The organism is Corynebacterium sp. KPL1814 (assembly GCF_000478175.1).
Classification (GTDB): Bacteria; Actinomycetota; Actinomycetes; order Mycobacteriales; family Mycobacteriaceae; genus Corynebacterium.
This window is the reverse complement of sequence record NZ_KI515777.1, coordinates 216,094-238,549: the sequence shown is the minus strand read 5'-3', so window position 1 is coordinate 238,549 and position 22,456 is coordinate 216,094. Positions and strand designations below refer to the sequence as shown.

Here is a 22,456-nt window from a genome sequence, read left to right as displayed (position 1 = left end):
TTCCACCATGACACCCACTCGAACGTCGCGATTTCTACCTCGACAACATCATCCCACCTGCGGGTATGAATCAACTCGTTCTTGTAGGAACCATTAACGTTTTCAGCCAGAGCATTGTCATAGGAATCACCAACAGTCCCGGTGGAAGCGATAATGCCGTGCTGGGCAAGTCGCTCGTTGTAGACCACGCTGACGTACTGCGATCCGTGATCCGAATGGTGAATGAGACCTGTTGTTTCCTCAGCACACACGATCGCCTGGTTAAGAGCTTGCAGTGGCAGTGCTTGAAGTCCGCATCGAATCTGATAACGCCCACCCAACGATCCGTCGAGAGTAAACGTCGGTGACAAACGCGGCGTACACAAAGCCTTTCTTCGTGCGCACATACGTAATGTCGGCCACCCACAGCTTGTTCGGGCCTTGAGCTTTGAACTCACGCTCAACCAAGTCCGGGCGCAGATCAGGCACGTTAGCTTTTCGGGTTGTGATTGGTGATCCGCCTTTGCCTTTGCCAGAAACACCGGCCAGGCGCATCAGTCGGGCGGTTTGTTCACGCCCGATATCAATTCCTTCACGGCGAAGAGCATGCCACATTTTCCGCACGCCGTAAACACCGTAATTATCCCGATGAACAGCACTAATGCGTTCAACTAGAACAGCATCGCGAAGGCGACGGGCACTTAACCCGCGAGCCTTGGACTGGCGATACCCACGCGAGGTGATAAACCCACCAGCCCGGTTATTTTTCAACGTCTTACAAATGAACTCGGGCAGAGAAACGATTCCGGTATTCATCGATGAACCGGATCATTTCTTAACGTTTCGGGTCCAGTCATGAGGCGAAAAAGCTGAGGCAGCCTTCAGCAGCTCATTAGTGTCGCGTAGCTGGTGATTTTCACGGCGCAGCCTTGCGTTTTCGGCAGCCAAATCTTCACACACAGGTTCTGGGATGCTCCCGGCACGGCGGGCAGGCTTAAGTCCATTGACGAGCCGTGTGCCATGAAACCCCCAACTTTGGAGCTACTGCCTGGCACGCAGCCTGCATCGACATGTTTTCTGCCAGGATGCGATCCTCCACCAAGCGAACGACGCGGTCCTTGGCATCCTGGTCAAATTTTCTTGGCATGTTCCAGATTTTCCCATCTACTCAAACGGAACAAAACCTGGGACACTTCACAGCACGCGTTTACAGGCACTGCAGTCGCAGAAACGCTCCAACACCTCATCGACACCTACGGGCCACCCGCATCCACACTCACCGACAACGGACTGGTCTTTACGGCACGACTCACAGGTCGAAAAGGAGGCCGCAACGCATTCGAGAAAACCCTCAACCACCACCGCATCCAACAGAAAAATGGTCGTCCAGGCCATCCCCAAACTCAAGGAAAAATCGAGCGCTTCCACCAAACACTCAAAAATGGATCAACGCCCGACCACTCGCTAAAGCCGTCGCTGAACTGCAGACACTCCTCAATGAATTCCGCGACTACTACAACACCACACGCCCCCACAAAGCACTAGGCCGACGCACCCCACACCAGGCCTACACCACCGGCACCAAAGCCAACCCAGCCCACAACCCGACACAAGAATGGCGCACAAGAAACGACGTCGTCTGGGACAACGGCAAAACCACCGTGCGCTACGCCGGCAAACTCTTCCACCTAGGCATCGGCCGCAAATGGAAGAGAAAGAAAATCCTCATGGTCATCGCCGACAACCACGTCATCACATCACTAGCCGAAACCGGCGAAGTCATCACCGAACACTACATCGACACCAGCCGCAACTACCAAAAGCCCTACTGGAAACAAGGAGACCCACCCCTAGGCCCAGAATAAGAAGAAACCGGCATCCCAGAACAAAAAGAAACTGAGATGCCGGTTTGTCAACGATGTCGCGACTCACCTGTCAAGCATGTCGCGACTCATGACAATGGAGCCGACGACGGGAATCGAACCCGCGCCAGCAGCTTGGGAAGCTGCAGTTCTACCATTAAACTACGTCGGCACTGCGCTAAATGCGCTTTCCCTACTATACACCTTAGGTAGGGGATTGAGTAGAATCGGGTCCGTGCTTCTTTCAGATCGTGATATTCGTTCCGCCGTTGATTCCGGAGAGCTGGGCATCGAGCCCTTTAATAGTGAGCTTATCCAGCCTTCTTCCGTTGACGTGCGCTTGGATAAGTATTTCCGGGTATTCAATAACTCCCGCTATACGCACATTGACCCCAAAGCGGAGATGCCGGAGCTTACCACCTTGGTGGAAGTAGAAGAGGATCACTCCTTCATTCTCCACCCCGGCGAGTTTGTGCTTGGCGCCACGCTGGAGAAATTCACCCTTCCGGCTGACTTGGCCGGGCGTTTGGAGGGCAAGTCCTCGTTAGGACGGCTAGGTCTCTTGACCCACTCCACCGCGGGCTTTATCGATCCCGGCTTTTCCGGGCACATCACCCTGGAGCTCTCCAATACCGCAAACCTGCCCATTGCGCTGTGGCCGGGAATGAAGGTGGGTCAGCTGGCCATCTTTAAGATGACCTCGCCGGCGGAAAGCCCCTATGGCACGGGTGCGTTGGGATCGAAGTACCAAGGCCAGCGCGGCCCAACGCCATCAAAGTCTTACCTGAACTTCCGCAGGGATTAATCTGGTATTTACATAAAATCTCTAGGATGAGGTTTTATGCGGATGACTGTTATTGGCACCGGTTACCTGGGTGCCACCCACGCCGCCTGCATGGCGGAATTGGGGCATGAAGTTTTAGGCGTCGATGTAGACGAGGATAAGATCTCCGTCTTGCAATCGGGCAAGGTTCCCTTTTTTGAGCCGGGGCTGCCGGAGGTACTCGAGCGCAATATTGATGCTGGGCGCTTAGGGTTTAGCACGGATTATGACGAGGCCGCGCAATTCGCCAACGTGCACTTTCTCGGCGTGGGAACCCCGCAGCGCCGGGGTTCTTATGCAGCGGATATGACCTACGTTAAGGCCGTTATCACGGACTTGGTGCCCAAGCTGCGCGGGGAGCACGTCATCTTTGGTAAATCTACCGTTCCGGTAGGCACGGCGGCCGAACTACAAGAACTTGCGGATGGTTTGGCGCCCGAGGGAACCCGCGTGGAAATCGCGTGGAACCCGGAATTTTTGCGCGAGGGTTATGCGGTGCATGACACCATCACCCCGGACCGCATCGTGATTGGTACCCGCGAATCAGAATCTCATGCCGAGGAGCTTGCCCGTGAGATCTACGCGCAGCCGTTAGCGCAGGACACGCCCTTCATTGTGACCGATCTGCAGACCGCAGAGCTGGTAAAAGTCTCCGCCAATGCTTTTTTGGCCACCAAGATTTCCTTCATCAATGCGGTCTCTGAGATTTGTGAGATCGCGGGGGCGGACGTGGTGGCGTTGGCGGATGCCATTGGCATAGACAAGCGCATTGGTCGCAAGTTTCTCGGCGCGGGCTTGGGCTTTGGCGGTGGATGCCTGCCCAAGGATATCCGCGCTTTTATGGCGCGTGCCGGTGAGCTCGGCGCTGATCAGGCGCTGACCTTCCTGCGCGAGGTGGATGCGATTAATATGCGCCGGCGCGACCGCATGGTGGATCTGTCTAAAGAAGCCTTCAATGGCTCGCTGTTGGGCCACCGCGTCACCGTGCTGGGCTGTGCCTTTAAGCCGAACTCGGATGATGTGCGGGATTCGCCGGCGCTCTCGGTGGCTGGGTCCTTGTCCTTGGCGGGTGCGGCGGTGACCGTTTATGACCCAGAGGGCATGGACAACGCCAAGAAGGTTTTTCCCACCTTGGACTATGCCGCCGACACGGAAACCGCCTTGCGGGAGGCGGAACTTGTCATCCTGGCTACCGAGTGGGAGCAATTTAAGGAACTGGATCCGAACGAGGCCGGCGAGCTCGTGGATAATAAGCACATTATCGATGGCCGCAATGTGCTGGACGTTGCGGCCTGGTCCAACGCCGGCTGGAAGATACAGGCGCTGGGGCGCACGCTTTAACGGCGGCGCGACGGGACCGTAAACGCGGCAATCAGCGTGGTAATGGGCACCGCGAGGGTCAGCGCCATGGCGCCGACGCCGGAGCGCAGGAGTTCGGTGGCGACGAGATCGCTGCTAAGTATTTGCCCCGCGGGGCGTTCGGCGGCGGTAATGAGCAGGAGCAGGGGCAATGCGGCGCCGGTATAGGTCAAAATGAGGGTATAGACCATCGAGGCAATGTGGTCGCGGCCGACCCTCATGGCGGATAAGAAAAGCTCTAGCGGTGTGGCCGCGGGGTCGGATTCATGCAGCTCGGTGATGGTGGAGGCTTGGGCGATGGCGACATCGGCAAGGCTGCCCAACGCACCCACGACGAAACCGCACAGCAGCACGCCCAGGATGGAAACATTGGGCAAATATAGCAGCAGCTTGAGGTTATCTTCGGAGCTAAAGCCTTGCAGCTGCGAACTATCGATGGCCGCCCAAGCCAAAAACGCGGCGATGGCGAGCGCCGTCAGTGAACCGCCGACCGCAGAGGCGGATTTCCAATTCACGCCGTGAACAAGCGGCACGGCAAGGAGAATGATGGCGGTACAGGCGGCGAGGGCCACCCACAAGGGATTGGTGCCCGCAATGAGTGCTGGGATGAGGAAGCTAAAGACGATGCCAAGGCTCAACCCCAAGCCGATGATCGCGCGCACCCCATGCCACGCCGCGAAAGCAATGATGACGATCGCGATGACCACTCCCCAGAGCAGGAGGCTATTGCTGCGCTGATAATCGGCAAAGGCATACGAGACGGATCCGGTGGGATCGGTGGCCTTGGACAGCACGATATTATCGCCCGGCTGCAATTCTGGGTCGCCCGCGTTGCCGTAGGTGACCAATTGGGTCATCTTTCCCTCGTCCTCGCCGGAGGTGATCTTTACCAGCGCCCGGTCACAGTCCACTTCTTCCTTTTCCGGAATAAGCGGCGGGGTATCGAAGGCCAAGCCGGTCTGCTCCGATTGGCACGCCGAATGATCGGTCTTCTCCACGGTGCCTTCCACCTGCGGGTGGTTCAACGCGTAGGTGGACTCGAACTCCTCCGAGGTGTGCTCAGAGGCAGCACTAGTGGGCCAGAGCAGGACGAGGCCGACCAGCATGGCGATAAGGACCGCACCGATGGCGGTTACTAGCCCAATGCGCCACGGGTGACCGGATACCGAGTGCGCCAACTGACGTGGCTTTAGGCGTTGTAACCTCGACCGGCCCTGCGCGTGCCCGCTGGACTCCGATCGACCCTGCGCTTGCCGATGCCGCGAAGCGGCGCCCCTAGTGGAATTAGAAACCGAGGAATGTCGTCCCATACGGTGTATTGTCAACGATTATTACTGCAATTACCAATCGGCTGCTGGGCTCTATTGGCGGTAGCTGACTAAGAAATTGCCCAAGCGTTCGATGGCGTTTTCTAACTGGGAGGCCCAAGGCAGCGTGACCACGCGGAAGTGATCCGGGTGCGGCCAGTTGAAGCCGGTGCCTTGGACCATGAGGATCTTTTCCGCTTTGAGGATATCCAACATGAGCTTGGAATCATCGTGAATCTCATAGACATTGGGATCCAAGCGCGGGAAGAGGTAGAGCGCGCCCTTGGGTTTTACTGCGGAAACGCCCGGAATCTCATTGAGCTTGTCATAGGCGATATTGCGTTGGCGCAGCAATCGTCCTCCAGCCCCGGTGAGCTCGTAGATGGATTGGCGCCCGCCCAGCGCCACCTGGATGGCGTGTTGCGCAGGAACATTCGGGCACAGGCGGGTGCCTGCCAGCAACTCGAGCCCCTCGATGAGCCCGTGCGCATGATGCTTCGGGCCCGTAATGACCATCCAGCCGGCGCGGTAACCGCAGACGCGGTAGGCCTTGGACAGACCATTAAAGGTAAAGGTCAAAAGATCGGGGGCCAGCGAGGCGATGGAGATATGCTTCGCATCGTCATAAAGGATGCGGTCATAAATCTCATCGGCCAAAATCAGCAGGTTGTGCTCCCTGGCGATGTCCACGATTTGCTGCAGGACCTCGCGCGAATACACCGCTCCGGTTGGGTTATTCGGGTTGATGACCACGATGGCCTTGGTCTTTTCGGTGACCTTGGACCGAATGTCCTCGATGGACGGGTTCCATTCGTCTTCCTCATCGCACAGGTAGTGCACTGGGGTGCCGCCGGCCAGCGAGGTTGCTGCGGTCCACAGCGGGTAATCGGGTGCCGGGATGAGTATCTCATCGCCGTTATTGAGCAGCGCCTGGGTGGTCATGGTGATAAGTTCTGATACACCATTGCCCAAGAAGACATCGTTGATATCAAAGTGCGGGAAGTCTTCGAGCTCATAGCGCGTGACGATGGACCGCCGAGCCGAGGTAATGCCTTTAGAGGTGGAATAGCCCTGGGAGGTGGGCAATGCGCCGATCATGTCGCGCATGATGACATCGGGTGCATCGAAGCCAAAGACGGCGGGGTTGCCGGTATTGAGCTTGAGGATGGTGTGGCCATCTAGCTCCATTCTCTCCGCTTCCGCTGAGACCTCACCGCGAATATCGTAAGCGATGCCCTTTAATTTTTCGGACTGGTCAAAGATGCGGGGTTTGGGAGAAGTCATGGCCATATTGTGCCATCTTTCACAGCGTTAAGAAATATTGCAGCGCACCTCAGCGCTATTTATTATTCCACTTGTTGATTTGCTTCTTCGCCATTTCCATAGCCTGACCAGTAAGTTCACCGGCCTGTTGGCGGCGTTCGGCCCACATTTTCTTTTCTAATTCTTTTTGGTGCGCCCGCTCGTGTGCCGTCAGCGCACGGATCTCGCGCTGCTGTTGGCGCTCAATCTGCCGCACCGACGGGGCATGCCACGATTGCGGGCCCACCTTGGCCACGTACAAGAGGATCCACACGATAGGAATGAGCGCTGCGGCTACGGCGCCGCCGGCAAGCAACCAGGGGCTATTCATGGTGGCGCTGAGCATGACAAGGGTAGGCGATGCCGCGAGCAACACCACCGAGCTGGCCAGCGCGGTAGCGACGCGGGGCTTCTTCGCGGCATTAAAGGCGCGGTCCACATCGCCTTGGGAATAGATCTTTACCTCTTGTGATCCGGTCGCAGGGATATCGCTGAAAATTGGCGCCAGGTCCTTGTGGGTGACGGCCTGCATGACGCTATCGGAGCGCTCCTCAAACTCGGTCATAGATAAGCGACCTTCGCCCACTGCGCGGGCTAGATCCGTCAGGGCATCGTTGCGCTCTGAATCGGATAGACGCAGGGTCCGGTCATAGGGGGAGGATCCGTAGCTATTAGTCACAGCCACCATAATAGACAACCTGATTCAAAAAGAATATGCCCTGCCGTGGTGGCAGGGCATAGCTTCTAGTGCGGGGTAAAAGATTAGAGTTCTTGCGACTCTTCTTCCTTATCGTCCTCGGTGGAATCGGACTTCTTCTTTGGATCGGATTCATCAACTGTCTTGGAGTTCTTCCTTCCCACCAGGTTGGCCAGGAATGGGAAGATGGCAACGGTCAGCGCGCCACCGGCAACGAAGATGGACGCGGTTTCTTGCTTCATCAATTCCGAATTAACGGCCAGCGACGTCACGGCAACGATGATCGGCAGGCCGGTCGCCGTGTACAAGCTGACCTGGAGGCGTTCGCGCACCGTTTCAATTTCGGAGCCGGTGTGGCCCACATTCTCGCGCAGGAATACCGGCAGGCCGCGGGTGACAAGAATAAGCGCCGGGATGCCCAGTACTTTCCCCGGGTTATTAGCGATGGTATCCCAGTTAATCGTCATGCCAGAGACTACGAAGAAGACGGGGATGAGCATGGAGTGGAAGACCACATCGAGGCGGTGTTCCAAGCGGCGATGGAACTCATCCGGGATGATGCGGTTCAAGATGATGCCGGCGGCGAAGGCACCCAGCACGATGTCTAGCTCAAAGACCGCCGTGACGGCCATGAGGGTGGCAAGAATAAGGATGATAAGGCGCAGAATGGTCTGGTTGGTGGACCCTGCACCGGAGATAAACGCCGCTTTAACCCACGGAATCGTTGTTGCAATGGCAGCCGGCATGATGGCAACGGCCACGGCGATGCCGATGAACGCGAGCATAATCAGCAGCGTGGTCCACGTGGAGCGTGTACTGAGCAGCAGTGCCATCGCGGTAATGGGGGCGACTTCACCAATAGCGCCGTGAATCATGACCGATTTGCCCACTTTGGTCTCGAGCACGCGGTCCTGTTTCAACATGGGCTGAAGCGTGCCCAGTGCCGTGGATGTCAGTGCCAGCGCCACCACGATGGCACCAGGGACATTATCGACCAAGAAGTACGCGCCGACGCCGCAGGCCACGAGGCAGATAAGCCAGGTGGACAGTGCAGTTCCCGCCTCTTTGGTTTTGAGCGTAGAAATCTCGATTTCAAAACCGGCGAGCAAGAAGAGTGCACCAACACCCAGCTCTTTCAGCATGCTGATGCCGGCATCCTCATGGGCGACATCCAAAAGCGATGGGCCGATGACCATGCCAAAGATGATGAGAAGGGCAACGGCCGGCAACCGGTTGCCCAACATGAACGACACTATGGGCGCCAACAGCGCCGCGAGCATGATCCAGGCAAAGGAAACGAGGCTAGTGGTGTTTTCCGTCGCACCCGCTGCGAGAACAAAAGTATCCGCAGCCCATCCCACATCTAAATGCATGAATCACAGCGTACGCACTCATCCGTGCGCATGCCTACTCGGTATTCGTGTCCTTCGGCGGTGTGGGTGGCTTCGGCGGTTCCGGTGGCTTGGGGGCCTTGGGAGCCTCCGTGCTTGCCGATGGCGCCGGTGGTGCCGGCGGAGTGGACGGCGCGGACGATGCCGGCGGAGCTGGTGGCGCCGCTGCCTCGGGTTTCTTGTCAGTCTGCGGTGGCTTTGGCGCTGCTGGAGCCTGTGGCGCCTTGGCAGCTTGCGGAGTCTGGGGCGACTGTGGAGCTGCAGGTGGTTGTGGCGTAGCTGGTGCTTGCGATGCAGCGGGTGGCTGTGGGGCACTAGGCGGTTGGGGCGCCGCGGGTGCTTTCGCATCTGGAGCAGCCGGCGGAGTCGGGGCACCTGGAGCTGTCGGGGCACTTGGCGCTGCCGGAGCCTTCGGAGCCGCCGGGGCGCTAGGTGCCGAAGAAGAACCTGGAGCGGCAGGAGCAGCAGGGGCCTTGGGAGCCTTTGGCTGCGTGGCAGCACCCGGTGGGGTTGGCGCGCTGGGCGCGGAGGGGGCACTCGGTTCGGCAGGCGGAGTAGGCGCCGACGGGGCATTAGTGGATTTCGGGGCACTCGGTGCGTTGGGTGCGTGGGGTGCCGAAGGAGCATTGGGGGCCGCCGGGGTAGAAGGAGCCTTTGGCGCGGATGGGGCCGCAGCATTGGGGGCCGCCGGTGCCGAAGGCGCGGCGGGCGTAGCAGGTGGCGCGGTAGCCGTGGGGGTATTGGTGGAGGAGGGGGCATCGGCAGGCGCGGGCGCCTTGGGGGATTCAGCGGTGGCGGTAGCTGAAGCCGCACGGTGGCGCACTGGGGTGCCCAAGAAGGCCTTGGGGCGAGGCTCTGGAAGGGTGCCCTTGTCATCCAGGGAAATGGAATTGCGCAGCATGGTGGCCACGTCGTTGACCTGAGTGGTGGGGGTGGACTCGGCGGCCAAAGATTTCACACCGCCGGTCATCATGACATTGCAGAACGGGCAGCCGGTGGCGATTTCCTCGGCGCCGGTCTCTAGCGCTTGCTCCGTGCGGAACTCATTGATTCGAGAGCCCAGCTTTTCTTCCATGAACATGCGCGCGCCACCGGCGCCGCAGCAAAAGGCTTCATCGCGGGACTTGTCCATCTCGCGCAACTCCACGCCCGTGGCCTCGAGAAGCTCGCGCGGGGGATCGAAGACCTTATTGTGCCGGCCCAAAAAGCACGGATCATGGTAGGTGATCGGTTTGCGGTTTTCCGGGGTACGTGGGACCGGCTGCAGCAGCTTCTCGCGCACCAGGCGGTTGAGCAGCTGCGTGTGGTGGAAGACATCGAAATGCCCGTCGAAGTCCGGGTACTCATTGCGGATGGTATTAAAGCAGTGCGGGCAGGTCGTGATGATTTTCCGCTGGCCTTCCGGCACGCCCTCGAAAGCGTTGTTAAGTGTTTCAACGTTTTGCTGCGCCATCATTTGGAACAAGAACTCATTGCCGGCGCGGCGGGCGGGATCGCCGGTGCAGGTCTCACCAGTAGAAAGCACACCGAATTTCACGCCGGCGGTGTGGAGAAGATCCACCACGGCGCGGGTGGTGCGGCGGCCATTGTCATCATAAGCGCCGGCGCAGCCTACCCAGAGGAGGTATTCCATATCGGAGAAATCGGCGGCGTCCTCACCAATGATGGGCACCTCGATGCCATCGGCACGTGCCTCATCAATCCAGGCGCGGCGCTCGGAATTATTGCGGCCCCAAGGGTTGCCCTTGGTCTCCATGTTTTTAAATAGGCCGGTCAGCTCCGATGGGAAATCGGATTCTGCCAAGACCTTGAAGCGGCGCAGGTCCGCAATATGGTCAATGTGCTCGATATCGGTGGGGCACTGATCCACGCAGGCACCGCAGTTGGTGCAGGACCACAGGACGTCATCGTCGATGACACCAGCCATCGAGAGCACATCGAGGCCCTCGTGTGGGTTGTAGTTATCCAGCGCGCCCTGGCGCAAGTCCATCATGACCTTTTTGGGGCTCAGCGGCTTATCGGTATTCCAAGCCGGGCACAGCTCCTGGCAGCGGCCGCACTCGGTGCACGCGGTCGAATCCAGCAGCATTTTCCAGCTGCCAGGGGTGATGTCTTCTTCCAAGTCCGGGGTAGGCAGGGATTTGAGCGCCTTTTCTCCAGAGGTATTGCGCTGGAAAAAGATATTGAAAAACGCCATGAAGCGGTGCCACATGACACCCCACTGGAATTTGCGGGAAATGAAGAAGATGAAAAGGAGCCCGGACAGCAGCTTGACCAAGGCAAAGAAGCTGACCAGTGCCGGGGACTCAGGCAGTGCCTTAGCTAAGTGAATAGTCAAGAAATCCGCGACTGCGGAACCGCCACCAAAGGCCGCGATCTTGGAAGCTTTGACCAAGAGCATGCTGAGGCCCTCGATGAAAACGATGGCCTCCACCCAGCGGGCCGCTGCCGTTTGGGAGTTGAAAAAGCGGCTGCCGCGCTCGGTATCGCCCAGTTTTAGGCGCACGCCGATGAGGAAGCAAATGCCCAGCACCGTGCCGATGCCGAGCACTTCTTCCACGAAGTGATACACCGGCCAGGTGCTTAAGCCCGGCCACCCTTTATCCGGGGCGAAAGTTTGAATATAGGCCTCAAACCACACCAGGATGCCGAATAAGAAGCCCACCATGACCGCCCAGTGGGCGGCATTGACCAATGGTTTTCCCTTGAAGTGGGTGTGGCCGAAGACCTCTGCCAGCACGCGCCCGACGCGCTTTACGGGGCTATTGGTGCGCTCTAGTTGGGTTGGTCCGCCGGAGCGGATGAACTTAATGAGCGCGCCTATGCGGGCGAAAAAGTATAGCCACACCGGAATCGATGTGGCTATAGCAATCCAACCGGACACGGTTGTCATTCGTGCTCCTTCACTACTAATGCTCCACGTTGTTATCTACCTTAAGGCCTCAAGGTGCAATCGTGGGAGTCAGTATTCAGTAACTATGAGTGAAGGGGTAAAGGCCTTAGTAGTGGAAGCCGCCTTCAGCTTCCGCCTTCTCAAAGGCGCGGGTAGCAATAGGAACCATGCGTGCCTTACGCGGGAGGACGGAGAAGACGCCACGGACGGCGCGGGAGAAGATCTTGAGCTTGCGCTCATCCTTCTTGGTCCACTCCCAGCCAAGCTTGTTGCGCAGCTTGTCCGGAATCATGCCGATTGCAACCCACAACAGCAGGCGGGATGCGTAAGGTGCAATGGGCTTCCACAGCCAGTTGGGCACCTTCGGATCCGGGCTGTCGAGGGTAAGGCCGTTGATGATGCGAGAGCGCTCGATGGTTTCGCTGATATCGAGGGTATCGATCATGTTGTCCACGTACTCTTCAAACTCAGCGTACGTCTTTGGCGCATCGTCGGGCTCTGCAACCTCGTAGAAGGTGTACCAGGTACGGGTCTCCTGGAAGAGCTGCTCGCGCTCCTCTGGGGTCAAAGGATCCATGAAGTTGCCGGCCAACTGGTACGGCATAGCAGCGAAGGTAGCGTGTGCCCAGTAGTAAACATCCGGGTTCAGCGGGTGGTAGCGGCTTCCATCTGGGTGGGTGCCCTTGATGTCCTTGTGGAAGTCACGAATCATGACGCCAACTTCTGGGCCTTCATAGATCGTGCGGATGATCGGGAAGGCGGAGCGAACCAAGCGTGCAACCTCGTTATCAAAAACGTTGGAGTGCTGCACCAAGGACCGGCTGACGTCACGCTGGGCAATCTGCAAAAGACCAGCAGACAGTGCGACGAATGCGGAGCGCCAGTCACCAAAGCGCTGCCACAGGATGGAATCCGGGCCCAGCTCAGGCAGGTTATCGGTGTTATTATCTGCAGTCTGGGTGTGCTTGTCGTTTACAGTGCTTTCAGGATTGCTCAGAGTAGTCATTATGCCTCCTTAAGGGCAGTAGCGGACTTTTGTTGTTTCTGGCGTTCGGACGAGGCGGACTCAGGGGCGTAGTTGGATGCTCGCTTGAAATCATGGGCCGGTGCATCGAACCCTGCGAGCACTTCGCGGATTCCGCGTACGGTACCGGGCTGAACCAACCACTTATCGTGCTTGACGGTTAGTTCGCCTGGTCCACGAATCTCGAGCTGGCGGACGTAACGGCGGCAGTGATCGGCGCGGGCTTCGATGACAGCCAGTGGGCGACGCTTGAGGTAAGAGTCACGCGGGGTGGGGCCGTCAACAAAGAGGGCATTAGGCAGCCCGAATACCTCTACGCCGTGGTGGAGGTACATGTCATCGACGCTGGCCTTTGACCGTCCTGGAACGGAAATCCACGGGGACTCCTCGCCGGTGGCGCGAATCAACACATCGAAAGCTTGGGTTTCCTGACCAGAATCACCGAGGTAGGAGATTTCCCATTTGCCTTCTGCTCGGTCGAACTCGGCACCAGTAACGGCGGTGGAACCGCGGAACTCGGCGCCACTGGCAGCAACAGCCTCTTCAAGGTGGCGTACTACAGAAGCTGGCGAGCCATCAGTTTTAGTGAGACGGAGGTACGGGGTACGGAAGTGGTACTTCCGGGAAACCTCAGTGGCCTCAGCGGAATTGAAGTGACCACCGATGTGCGGTTCTTGTTCAAAAAGAACGGTGTCGAATCCAGAGAATGCGCATTCAGAAGCCGCGGCGCATCCGGCTACTCCGGCACCAACCACTGCGACGGTCGGTCGGCGGTATGGCTTGAACATACTGTTCCTTTCGAGTTTCACAGGGCGCTTACTGGCCGCTGTGTGTTGTGCAATTTATGTATTCAGCAGAACACATTTCTGAATATGTTGTGATCGTACACACATGCCTGCTAAATGTGAAGTGAGTTACTGAATTTAAGCGGTGACTGCTTATGCTGCGCAGTACTTAGGGGAGGAAACGCAAGGCCTTTCCTAAGCGCAATGCAGAGCTCAGCAGGGTGCCGTAGTACTTATTGGGAAGCCAGCTTGGCCCACGCATCGGCATGATCCTTTGCGAGGAGATATTCTTCGCTTCCGTATATTTGGTCAGGCCCTCGTGGCCATGGCGGCGGCCAACACCGGACTCCTTGACACCACCCAGCGGGGTAGAAATCGAGGCCCACGTAGAGGCGTAACCGTCATTGATGGTCACGCTGCCTGCTTCAATTTTCTCAGCGATGCCCTGTGCGGTCTCGGGCTGTCCGAATACAGAGGAGTTCAGGCCGTAGGGCAATTTATTTGCCTGCTCGATGGCCTCTTCGACATCGCGCACGCGTTGCACATAGACCACGGGGCCAAAGACCTCTTGCTCTGCAAGCTCGGTGCCTTCTCCCAAATCAGTGAGAACCGTGGGCTCAAAGTGGTAGGGGCCAATATCCGGGCGGGGCTTGCCGCCGGTAATAACGGTGGCGCCCTTATCCACCGCATCGTCGACAAAGTGCTGCACCACATCTAGTTGGTTTTGGCCGATGAGTGAACCCATCGTGTAGTCCCAGTTCAAACCGGAACCAAGTTTGATGGACTCGGTTGCCCGGCGGAATGCGATGATAAATTCATCGAATATGGCATCGGGAACGTAGATGCGCTCAATCGACACGCACAGCTGGCCCGAATTGGAAAAGCAGGCGGTAGCGATGGTGTCAATATGCTTGTCGATGTCCGCATCCGGCGCGATGATCATTGGGTTCTTGCCACCCAGTTCTGCGGAGTATCCAACGAGGCGCTCGCCTACGGTGGTACCCAAAATCTTGCCGGTCTTGGTAGAACCGGTAAACATCAGGTAATCGCAGCGTTCTGAGATGGCGGAGCCGACGACTCGACCGGAGCCGGTAACGATCTGCAGCAGATCCTTCGGCAGTCCTGCTTCCCTCAAGAGGTAGAGGGAAATCAGGTTAGAAAATGGAGTGGATCCATCGGGCTTGGCCACTACGCCATTGCCGGCAAGCAGTGCCGCAACGGCATCGGAAATGCCCAATGCTAATGGATAGTTCCACGGGCTGATTTGCCCCACAACGCCCTTAGGAACTCGCTGCAAGTGCGTTTTGGTGATGAGCGGAAATGCGCCCGGCTGCTTCTGGGTGGCCAATAGCTTTGGCGCATTATTTGAGTAATAACGCGCGTTATTTAGTACGTCGAGTACCTCATCAAAGGCGGCCGTGCGGTCCTTGCCGGTTTCCAATTGGATGAAATCCGCCAGCAGCTCGCGGTGTTTAGCCACGAGGTGGTGGAAGCGCTTCATTACCTTTACGCGCTGTTTAACGTCGGTATCGGCCCAGGCCTTTTGGGCCTGACGCGAACGGCGGAAAGCCTCATCTACGTCTTCTTCGGAGCCTACTCCAACCCAGCCTAATTCTTCTTCAAATAAGGGGGAGTGGACCGCTTTGCGTTCGCCTTTATCCAGCGAACCAGTGGAGTAGTTAGTGGTGAGATGTTGTAGCTCAGTTAGTAATTGCTGTGGCAAGGGCCGTTCTTGTAGACGGCGTGGTAAAGACATGTAATGCACGCTCCAGAAAGATCAATGAAAAGGTTCGTGAGCTAAAAAGCTCACGAACAATAAGGAAGCCGGTGTGATTTAGAACGGGCAGCCGGCTGCCCGGCGTGCGGCTACTGCATCATCGGAATCCGGCTTGTCGGTAGATTCCGCGGTGGCAGCAGAGTCCTTAGCCTGGGCGGCGTTGTAGCCTTGGATCTTCTTCGGCTCCTTGTACTTGCCCTCGATCATGCCGTTCTTGATCATCAAGGAACGACCAGGCTCCATGTAGCGCTTGTCCTCAGGGAGGTGGTCCATGATGAAGCGAACGGACTTGGCGATGCGGTCGAAGCGCTTCTGGTCGCGCTTGGTCCACTTCAGCTCCAAGATGTCGCGGTACTTCTGCGGCAGGGTGGCCACAGTCAACCAGATGGCGCTGCGCATAATGGGCTTCCAGATAACCTTCCATACTGCCTCTGGAACGCCTTCCGGAGCCTTGACCGGCTCTACGCGTGCGGTGCGCAGGGCGAAATCAACGGTCTGGTTGCGCTCGAGCACGGTATCTGCCATGTCATCCATGTACTTGATCAAGTCATCGTAGTTATCGATGACCGGACGCTCAGACATGCCGTACTTATCCCACCAAGTCACGCCCTCGCGAACGATTTGGTCGCGCTCTTCCTTGGTGAACGGGGTACCGAAGAGATCTTGGGCGTAGATAACGCGGTAAACGAAGGTGGCGTGTGCCCAGTAGTAGGTCTCCGGGTTCAGGGAGTGGTAACGCTCGCCATTTTGCAGCGTGCCCTTAATGGTGACGTGGTAGTCGCGGATGCGCTCACCGATGTCCCCATCATCGTAGATGGACTCAATAATCTGCGGCGTAGAGCGCTGCAGACGGGCGAAAGGTTCGTCGAAGAACTTCGAGTGGTCCAAAAGGGACTGACCAATCGCTGGGTGCATATTCTGCAAAATGCCGGTGTAACCGCGTAGTAGCTGCAGGCGGTTGTCCGAGCCCCACTTCCACAACAGGGAATCCGGGCCCAAAGGAGCGCGCCGCAGTTCGCGCTTTTCTTCCTTCTTGTCCTGAGCGTTTACTTCTTCTGCACCGGACTGAGAGGAATCAATGTGGGTATTTTCTTCGTTTGCCTGTGCATTTTCGGGTTTCAGTGAGTTGGACAATTCGACCCTCCTTAGTCGATAAAATCTGATGGTTGTGTAGCGTAACACACACCGGTGCGCACCTATTACATGGCGCACAAATTTGGGGGTGCAACGATGTGCGCTGCAGGTTTAGTGGGGGATCGGAAGTTGACAACGGCAGGGGGTGCGATAATCTTCATTAAACATATGACTTGGGCTACACCGTTGCGGGCGTATTTAATTGCACCCCTATTTGTGTGACGTGTCTCAGGTAGTGTTAACGTGTGTTCAAGCTCATTCAATCAGTGGATTGCGTAGGTCTATTTCTCATCGTCGGCTTGTATATCTCTGGCCGCGGTAAAGAGTGGGCTGAAAATTCACAGTAGACGGGGGATGCCGCTAAAACAGGCAGCTACCCCGCCTTTTCAATTCCACAGAAAGGTTCCTTCATGGGCAGGATTAGTATTCCAAAGTTTGCAACCGCACTGGTTGCCGGGCTTGCAGCTTTTGGTGTAACAGGTTTTGCGGTAGCCCAAGGTGGCTTGACCGCTAATATCGCACTTTCAGGAACCTTCTTTAAGGTGAACATGAGCCACCTAGAGGGCGAAGGATTGTCGATCTTCGTTGATAGGGACAAGATGGGAGAAGAAACCATCCCCGCCGCGCGCTTGAAGTTTGAGCACGCAGTGGCTTCCAACTTGTGCCTGTCCGCCAATCTTCCTGATGTCCCAGGGATTGGCGAGACCACCTTCGCCCTCCGCGCGAATGGTGATGACAGTGTGGAGGTAGAAAACCTCTTGGTTGGTGCTACCGACATTAAGGGTCAGCTCGATCTGACGAACGCCAACGTGGGTGTTGACGCCAGCCAGGTCAATGACAAGGCAGATCCAGGTTCGTGGGGATTGTACGCGCAGAAGGTGACCCTGAGCGCGGATGATATTCGTACGACCTCGGTGGGAGCAGAAAGGCTCGCTGCCTCTGGTGTGAATGTGACGGTGAAGAGGGGAAGCAACAACAATGGCTGCTAAGTCTTCTGATGATGAGACTTTGCGCATGCCTGCGGTGAACGAAACCGGTACCGATAACGGCGAAGCTGCACGCAGCGCCCAAGACTCCGCCCATGAGCCAGCCGAGAAAACCGCTGGCGGTGCGGAGGTAAAGGCCGACGACACAGCTAACGCTGGTGCTGCAGCCACGGCCGCGGCGGAAAGCGATGGAGACAATACATCGCAGTCGGTCGCGGATGCGGTCAAAAGCGCTGGTGAATCGCAGGACTCCGCAGCGAATAACAAAAATGACAAAGCCGTGACCCGAGTGGCCCCTAAAGAGAGTTGGTGGAAGCGGTTCAAACACTGGCGCAAGCGTCGTCCGTTCGCGGGTGGCTTGTTGCTCATTTTGTCCGGCATCGCCATCGCCGCGCCGGCCTATATTACTGTGCGCATTTCTGATCTGCTGGTCATGATCTCCACGGTCTCGGGCGTTTCGACGCTTCTAATTGGTGCGGCACTTATCATGTTCGGCCTTGGATCTTGGTTTAGGCAGGAGACCTCGTCTTACCTGGGTGTGTTAGCCATCTTGGTAGCGATCATCGCGCTTCCCACCACGAACCTGGGCGGCTTCGTAATAGGCAGCCTTTTGGGCATTATCGGTGGTGCTCTCTCATTTGCTTGGCAGCCACAGGATCGCCAGAAGTCTCCTAAGAAGCACAAGAAGAAGAAAAAGTCCCAGGCCAAAGAACTGGCGGTTTCAGCATGAAGCTATTCAGGCTGAGCTCACTACCGCGTCGTCGCTCCGCTCGTGTGGTAAAAGGTAGTGCGCTCGCGGTGCTCTGCGCTTTTACAGCGGTGTGTGCGGTGAACCAACCTGAGGAGACCCGTGCGCAGGAAGGCTTGGCCTTAGCGCAATCTGAACTCAGCACGGTGACTGCTGATAACGTCACCCTGACTGGAAACGTAAGCGCCTCGCTCATTACTGTGCCTACCGCACAGGGTGAACAACGAGCGCTGAAACTCGTAGGTGATAAGTTGGCCGCGCGAAACCTCGCGTTGACCCTGCCCGCCGCTATGGGACAGGGCAAGCTAACTACCGGTGATGTGGAGACCACCGTCACGGACGGTCCGGTCACCGTGCTGACCACTGGACTGCAGACAACGCCCGCGGTGGTGGATCGCCCCACCATTCCGGTAAACGTCGATTTATCCAACGGCGATCTCAACGCGGTACTTGATCAATTGGGCGTTCCTGACCCGCACGTGGTGCCCGATGCTCCTATCCCGAACGTTCTGATGGAGCACATTTCGCTGCAAGATGTCACTATGGAGCTGGTCAACCTGCAGGGCGCTAATTTGCACGCCCCGCAGGTCCAGCTCAACGTGCAGTAACCACGCAGCGGCTCCCTGCCTTTAAGCCTTTTTGAACTGCGATTGGTGCAGACGCCAATAAGCGCCTTGGGCACGCAGCAGTTCTTCGTGCGAGCCTTGCTCGACGATGCCCCCGTTTTCTATCACCAAGATCAGATCCGCATCCCGGATGGTGGACAAGCGGTGGGCGATGACGAAGGAGGTGCGCTCAGCGCGCAGGGCATTCATAGCCTCCTGGACGAGCACCTCGGTGCGGGTATCCACGGACGAGGTGGCCTCATCCAAGATCAGCAATGCGGGTTGGGCCAAAAAGGCACGAGCGATGGTAATGAGCTGGCGCTCGCCCGCGGAGATGGCGCCGCCATCTTGGTCGATGACGGTGTCATAGCCTTCCGGCAGGGAGTGCACGAAGCGATCGACGTAGGTGGCCTTGGCCGCGGCGATGACCTCATCATCTGTGGCATCGAGCCGGCCGTAGCGGATATTGTCCATGATGGTGCCCTCAAAGAGGACGGCATCTTGTAGCACCATGCCCACTTGGGAGCGCAGGGCGGTGCGGGGCATGTGGGCGGTATCGTGGCCATCGATAAGAATGCGCCCAGAATCGATGTCATAAAAGCGCATGAGCAGATTGACCATGGTGGTCTTGCCCGCGCCGGTGGGGCCTACGATCGCCGCGGTTTGGCCTGGCTCCACGCGCAGATTGAGCCCGGTAATAAGTTCTTTCTCCGGCGAATAGGAAAAGTTAACGTCCTGAAACTCCACGCGGCCGCGGGCGCGGCCAGTTAGTTCATCGCTGGTGGTCTCCAATGATTGCTCTTCTGCATCGAGGAACTCGAAGACGCGCTCGGCAGAGGCCACGCCGGATTGCACCTGTTGCATCATGCCGCCCAATTGGCCCAGCGGTTGGTTAAATTCGCGGGAGTACTGGATAAAAGCGGTGGCCTGGCCCAGGGTCATCTGTCCGTGTGCCACGCGCAGGCCGCCGAGCACGGCGATAGCCACATAAGACAAGTAGGACACGAATTGCATGATGGGCATCATGATGCCGGAGAGGAATTGTGCCAGCGCGGAGGAGCGGAAGAGCTCGTCATTGCGCTCATCAAATTGGCGCGTCATATCCTCCGTGCGGCCAAAGACGATGCCCAGATCATGGCCGGAGAAGGACTCTTCTACCTGGCCATTGAGCTGGCCGGTAGCGCGCCACTGGGTTTTGAATTGGCGTTGCGAGCGTCCGCCAATGACCCCGATGATCAGCGCGGTTAGCGGCAGCGCCAAGAGCGCCACTAGGGCGAGCTGCCAAGAGATGCTAAACATCATCACGGTGATGCCCAGGATCATCAGGATGTTATAAAACAGCTGGGAGAGCGCTTGCTGGAGGGCCTGTTGCACATTGTCGATGTCATTGGTGGTGCGCGAGAGGATATCGCCGCGCTGGTGGGAATCGAAGTAATTTAACGGCAGTGCGTGCACCTTGGCCTCCACGCGCTGGCGCAGCTCGTAGACCGTGTCGATGGTCAGGCGGTTTAAGATGAGCCCCTGCCAGAGCTGGAAGCCGGCAGAGATGATATACATCGCGATCACCGCGATGATAAGCGTGCCCAAGCGGGTAAAGTCGATGCCCTCGCCGGGAGTGAAATCCATGCCTGAGGCCATATCGGCCACCTGATCCTGGCCCTGGGCACGCATGCCGTCGATGGCTTGCTGCGCCGAGATGTCAGTCGGCAGCTCGCGAGAGATAACGCCGGAGAAAATGACGTCCATGGCATCGCCCAAGACCTTGGGTGCGAAGACCGCGAGGAAGACGCAGACGACATTCATCGCTGCCACTACCGCTAGCAGCCGTTTATAGGGCATGAGAAGTAGTAGCAAGCGCTTGGCAGAGGGCCAGAAATTCTTGGCTTGGCGGGGCGCGGAACCGGACCATTCATCGGCGGCGACCTTGGCCTCAAGCTCCTGGAGCTCGGCGTCCTCAGCGGAGGAGTTGTGGGTGGTGTCCTTGGCCATTAGTGCTCTCCTCCAGTTACTCCAGCGGTTTCTTGTGATTCAACGATTTCCTGGTACACGCCCGAAGATTTCAGCAACTCAGTGTGGGTACCGCGGGCGACAATCCGTCCTTTATCGATGACCAAAATCTGATCGGCATCCTGGATGGAGGCCACGCGCTGGGCGACGATGATGGTGGTGACGGCCTCGCCGCGCTGAGCAAAAGACTTGTGCATGGCGGCGCGCACGTTGGCATCCGTAACCACATCCAGCGCGGAGAAAGAATCATCGAAGAGATAAATGCGCGGCTGGGCTACGAGCATGCGGGCGATGGATAGGCGTTGGCGCTGCCCGCCCGATACATTGGTACCGCCCTGTGCGATAGGCATGTCCAAGTCATCGACGAAGTCCGCCTGCGCCACGCGAAGCGCCTCCCATAATTCATCATCGGTGGCCTCGGGGCGGCCCAACCGCAGGTTGGAGGCCACCGTGCCGCTAAAGAGGTAGGCCTTTTGCGGCACCAGCGAGACGCGGCTGACGATGTCGGGGCGGGAGAGGGAGGTGGTCGGGGTGGCATCGATAAGCACCTCGCCCTCGCTCGGGACGTACAGGCGCGGGATGAGGGAAAGCAGCGTGGTCTTGCCCGAGCCGGTGGAACCAATGATCGCGGTGGTGGTGCCGGGAGTGGCGGTAAAGGAAATATCCTCTAGCACTGGGGCATCCGCGCCGGCATAGGAGAAGCTGACATTGCGAAATTCCACGGTGCCGGAATTGGTCGCCGGGGTGACGGTATCTTTCGGCGGGGTAATGGATGGCTCGTGGCTTAAGACCCCGGTGATGCGGCGGGCGCATACGAGGGAGCGCGGGAGCATCATCGCCATAAACGTGCCCATCATGACGGCGGCGAGGATTTGCAGCAGGTACTGGAGGAAGGCGGTGAGCCCGCCGACATCGACAAGCTCGGCATCCACGCGCTGGCCACCAAACCACAGCACTGCGCCCGTGGCCACGTTCAAGATGACGGTGATAATCGGGAACATGAGGACAAAAAGCTGGCCGATTTTCAGCGAAAGCTGGGTAATATCCTTATTGGCCTTGGTAAAGCGCTCAGTTTCATAAGCCTCGCGCACAAAGGCGCGCACGACGCGGATGCCGGTGATTTGCTCGCGCAAGGTGCCGTTGATGGTGTCCAATTTGTCCTGCATAGAACGAAAAAGCGGCATAAGCCGCGCGATGAGGACGGAGATGGTGCCGAGCAACACCGCGACAGAAACCCAGACCAACCAGGACAGTCCGGCGTCCTCGCGGATAGCCATGATGATGCCACCGATGGACATAATGGGTGCTGTGACCATGAAGTTCAGCATCATCATGTAGACCATCTGCACCTGCTGCACGTCATTGGTGCCTCGGGTAATAAGCGTGGGCGTGCCGAACTCGCTCATATCTTCTGCGGAGAAGGTGGTGACCTTGCGGAAGACCTCGCTGCGCAGATCCCGGCCCACACCCATAGCGGTGCGGCTTCCGCACCACACCGCGCCGATGGCGGTAATGACTTGGACAAAGGCCACGATGAGCATGATTCCGCCGGTGCGCCAGATATAGTCGATATCGCCTTTAGATACGCCGTCATCAATGATCTTGGCGTTCAACGACGGCAGATACAGGGTCGCCGCGGTGGACAGCGCCTGCAGGATAAGTACCGCTATGACGTAGAGCGTATAAGGCGCCGAGCGGGTGAAGAGGATTCGGACTAGATCCATAAACCTGCGCTTCTTTCGGGATCGATAGGGGTTAACCGCGCAAGTATATCTGG

General features: G+C 57.7%; 19 protein-coding genes, 1 tRNA gene and 2 pseudogenes. 6 read left to right on the top strand and 16 right to left on the bottom strand.

From position 1 onward, the window contains the following. From HMPREF1257_RS09125 to HMPREF1257_RS12415, 3 genes and pseudogenes are all read right to left on the bottom strand, one after another. Positions 1-251, bottom strand: a 251-nt coding sequence (locus HMPREF1257_RS09125; RefSeq protein WP_023031220.1) for an IS3 family transposase, incomplete at its 3' end; no start/stop codon positions are given. 10 nt (positions 252-261) lie between these two features. Continuing rightward, entirely contained in the window at positions 262-795 is a 534-nt protein-coding gene (locus tag HMPREF1257_RS09120; protein WP_023024193.1) for an IS3 family transposase, read from the bottom strand. Positions 796-973: 178 nt separating this feature from the next. Continuing rightward, positions 974-1,172, bottom strand: a pseudogene (locus HMPREF1257_RS12415) (hypothetical protein). A 13-nt stretch (positions 1,173-1,185) separates the two neighbouring features. Between HMPREF1257_RS12415 and HMPREF1257_RS09115 the strand changes: the two are divergent. Beyond that, positions 1,186-1,844 (top strand): annotated as a pseudogene (locus HMPREF1257_RS09115) (integrase core domain-containing protein); the annotation flags it as partial. A 95-nt stretch (positions 1,845-1,939) separates the two neighbouring features. On the opposite strand, the gene HMPREF1257_RS09110 reads toward HMPREF1257_RS09115, so the two are convergent. After that, a tRNA-Gly gene (locus HMPREF1257_RS09110) sits at positions 1,940-2,013 on the bottom strand. A gap of 63 nt (positions 2,014-2,076) precedes the next feature. Between HMPREF1257_RS09110 and dcd the strand changes: the two genes are divergently transcribed. Beyond that, positions 2,077-2,646 carry a dCTP deaminase gene (gene dcd / locus HMPREF1257_RS09105; protein WP_034659548.1) on the top strand — a complete coding sequence of 190 codons (570 nt, stop codon included), beginning with the start codon at positions 2,077-2,079 and terminating at the stop codon, positions 2,644-2,646. A 36-nt stretch (positions 2,647-2,682) separates the two neighbouring features. After that, a complete protein-coding gene (locus HMPREF1257_RS09100; protein ID WP_023024187.1) occupies positions 2,683-4,005 on the top strand; it encodes a UDP-glucose/GDP-mannose dehydrogenase family protein in 1,323 nt (440 codons plus the stop codon). Here HMPREF1257_RS09100 and HMPREF1257_RS09095 read toward each other — a convergent pair. From HMPREF1257_RS09095 to HMPREF1257_RS12525, 10 genes are all read right to left on the bottom strand, one after another. Next, complete coding sequence (locus tag HMPREF1257_RS09095) at positions 4,002-5,129, bottom strand: YibE/F family protein (RefSeq protein ID WP_232208562.1); 1,128 nt, start codon at positions 5,127-5,129, stop codon at positions 4,002-4,004. The genes HMPREF1257_RS09100 and HMPREF1257_RS09095 overlap by 4 nt on opposite strands. A 255-nt stretch (positions 5,130-5,384) precedes the next feature. Then, on the bottom strand, positions 5,385-6,614 hold the full coding sequence (locus HMPREF1257_RS09090; protein ID WP_034659584.1) for a pyridoxal phosphate-dependent aminotransferase: 1,230 nt from the start codon (positions 6,612-6,614) through the stop codon (positions 5,385-5,387). Positions 6,615-6,669: 55 nt separating this feature from the next. Next, on the bottom strand, positions 6,670-7,320 hold the full coding sequence (locus tag HMPREF1257_RS09085; protein WP_023024180.1) for a DUF1707 domain-containing protein: 651 nt from the start codon (positions 7,318-7,320) through the stop codon (positions 6,670-6,672). A 74-nt stretch (positions 7,321-7,394) separates the two neighbouring features. Next, entirely contained in the window at positions 7,395-8,702 is a 1,308-nt protein-coding gene (locus HMPREF1257_RS09080) for a cation:proton antiporter (RefSeq protein ID WP_023024178.1), read from the bottom strand. A 34-nt stretch (positions 8,703-8,736) separates the two neighbouring features. Then, complete coding sequence (locus tag HMPREF1257_RS09075) at positions 8,737-11,613, bottom strand: (Fe-S)-binding protein (RefSeq protein WP_023024176.1); 2,877 nt, start codon at positions 11,611-11,613, stop codon at positions 8,737-8,739. Between the two features lie 106 nt (positions 11,614-11,719). Continuing rightward, entirely contained in the window at positions 11,720-12,619 is a 900-nt protein-coding gene (locus HMPREF1257_RS09070; protein WP_023024174.1) for an oxygenase MpaB family protein, read from the bottom strand. Further along, positions 12,619-13,425 carry an NAD(P)-binding protein gene (locus tag HMPREF1257_RS09065; protein WP_023024172.1) on the bottom strand — a complete coding sequence of 269 codons (807 nt, stop codon included), beginning with the start codon at positions 13,423-13,425 and terminating at the stop codon, positions 12,619-12,621. Before HMPREF1257_RS09065 ends, HMPREF1257_RS09070 begins: the two co-directional genes overlap by 1 nt. A 166-nt stretch (positions 13,426-13,591) precedes the next feature. Beyond that, positions 13,592-15,178, bottom strand: coding sequence for a succinic semialdehyde dehydrogenase (locus tag HMPREF1257_RS09060; RefSeq protein ID WP_023024170.1), 1,587 nt, complete (start codon positions 15,176-15,178; stop codon positions 13,592-13,594). Between the two features lie 78 nt (positions 15,179-15,256). Beyond that, the gene (locus HMPREF1257_RS09055) at positions 15,257-16,333 is read right to left on the bottom strand and encodes an oxygenase MpaB family protein (RefSeq protein WP_023024168.1); all 1,077 of its coding nucleotides are present in this window, start codon (positions 16,331-16,333) and stop codon (positions 15,257-15,259) included. A gap of 373 nt (positions 16,334-16,706) precedes the next feature. Continuing rightward, entirely contained in the window at positions 16,707-16,883 is a 177-nt protein-coding gene (locus HMPREF1257_RS12525) for a hypothetical protein (protein ID WP_232211483.1), read from the bottom strand. Here HMPREF1257_RS12525 and HMPREF1257_RS09050 point away from each other — a divergent pair. From HMPREF1257_RS09050 to HMPREF1257_RS09040, 3 genes are all read left to right on the top strand, one after another. After that, complete coding sequence (locus HMPREF1257_RS09050; protein WP_232208551.1) at positions 16,882-17,322, top strand: DUF6230 family protein; 441 nt, start codon at positions 16,882-16,884, stop codon at positions 17,320-17,322. The two genes, HMPREF1257_RS12525 and HMPREF1257_RS09050, sit on opposite strands and share 2 nt — an antisense overlap. After that, entirely contained in the window at positions 17,312-18,049 is a 738-nt protein-coding gene (locus tag HMPREF1257_RS12275) for a DUF6114 domain-containing protein (RefSeq protein WP_023024164.1), read from the top strand. Before HMPREF1257_RS09050 ends, HMPREF1257_RS12275 begins: the two co-directional genes overlap by 11 nt. Positions 18,050-18,147: 98 nt before the next feature. Continuing rightward, positions 18,148-18,675: a hypothetical protein gene (locus HMPREF1257_RS09040; protein ID WP_232208553.1), complete on the top strand. Its 528-nt coding sequence runs from the start codon at positions 18,148-18,150 to the stop codon at positions 18,673-18,675. A 21-nt stretch (positions 18,676-18,696) separates the two neighbouring features. Here HMPREF1257_RS09040 and HMPREF1257_RS09035 read toward each other — a convergent pair whose 3' ends face one another. Both HMPREF1257_RS09035 and HMPREF1257_RS09030 read right to left on the bottom strand, forming a co-directional pair. Next, complete coding sequence (locus HMPREF1257_RS09035) at positions 18,697-20,661, bottom strand: ABC transporter ATP-binding protein (protein WP_023024161.1); 1,965 nt, start codon at positions 20,659-20,661, stop codon at positions 18,697-18,699. Continuing rightward, the gene (locus HMPREF1257_RS09030) at positions 20,661-22,403 is read right to left on the bottom strand and encodes an ABC transporter ATP-binding protein (protein WP_023024159.1); all 1,743 of its coding nucleotides are present in this window, start codon (positions 22,401-22,403) and stop codon (positions 20,661-20,663) included. Before HMPREF1257_RS09030 ends, HMPREF1257_RS09035 begins: the two co-directional genes overlap by 1 nt. Positions 22,404-22,456 lie beyond the last annotated feature (53 nt).

Excerpts from the sequence above, each read along its gene's own strand:
- HMPREF1257_RS09120 (WP_023024193.1), bottom strand. The coding sequence starts at position 795 with ATGAATACCGGAATCGTTTCTCTGCCCGAGTTCATTTGTAAGACGTTG.
- HMPREF1257_RS09100 (WP_023024187.1), top strand. The coding sequence starts at position 2,683 with ATGCGGATGACTGTTATTGGCACCGGTTACCTGGGTGCCACCCACGCC.
- HMPREF1257_RS09095 (WP_232208562.1), bottom strand. The coding sequence starts at position 5,129 with ATGCTGGTCGGCCTCGTCCTGCTCTGGCCCACTAGTGCTGCCTCTGAG.
- HMPREF1257_RS09090 (WP_034659584.1), bottom strand. The coding sequence starts at position 6,614 with ATGACTTCTCCCAAACCCCGCATCTTTGACCAGTCCGAAAAATTAAAG.
- HMPREF1257_RS09085 (WP_023024180.1), bottom strand. The coding sequence starts at position 7,320 with ATGGTGGCTGTGACTAATAGCTACGGATCCTCCCCCTATGACCGGACC.
- HMPREF1257_RS09080 (WP_023024178.1), bottom strand. The coding sequence starts at position 8,702 with ATGCATTTAGATGTGGGATGGGCTGCGGATACTTTTGTTCTCGCAGCG.
- HMPREF1257_RS09075 (WP_023024176.1), bottom strand. The coding sequence starts at position 11,613 with ATGACAACCGTGTCCGGTTGGATTGCTATAGCCACATCGATTCCGGTG.
- HMPREF1257_RS09070 (WP_023024174.1), bottom strand. The coding sequence starts at position 12,619 with ATGACTACTCTGAGCAATCCTGAAAGCACTGTAAACGACAAGCACACC.
- HMPREF1257_RS09065 (WP_023024172.1), bottom strand. The coding sequence starts at position 13,425 with ATGTTCAAGCCATACCGCCGACCGACCGTCGCAGTGGTTGGTGCCGGA.
- HMPREF1257_RS09060 (WP_023024170.1), bottom strand. The coding sequence starts at position 15,178 with ATGTCTTTACCACGCCGTCTACAAGAACGGCCCTTGCCACAGCAATTA.
- HMPREF1257_RS09050 (WP_232208551.1), top strand. The coding sequence starts at position 16,882 with ATGAGCCACCTAGAGGGCGAAGGATTGTCGATCTTCGTTGATAGGGAC.
- HMPREF1257_RS12525 (WP_232211483.1), bottom strand. The coding sequence starts at position 16,883 with ATGTTCACCTTAAAGAAGGTTCCTGAAAGTGCGATATTAGCGGTCAAG.
- HMPREF1257_RS12275 (WP_023024164.1), top strand. The coding sequence starts at position 17,312 with ATGGCTGCTAAGTCTTCTGATGATGAGACTTTGCGCATGCCTGCGGTG.
- HMPREF1257_RS09035 (WP_023024161.1), bottom strand. The coding sequence starts at position 20,661 with ATGGCCAAGGACACCACCCACAACTCCTCCGCTGAGGACGCCGAGCTC.
- HMPREF1257_RS09030 (WP_023024159.1), bottom strand. The coding sequence starts at position 22,403 with ATGGATCTAGTCCGAATCCTCTTCACCCGCTCGGCGCCTTATACGCTC.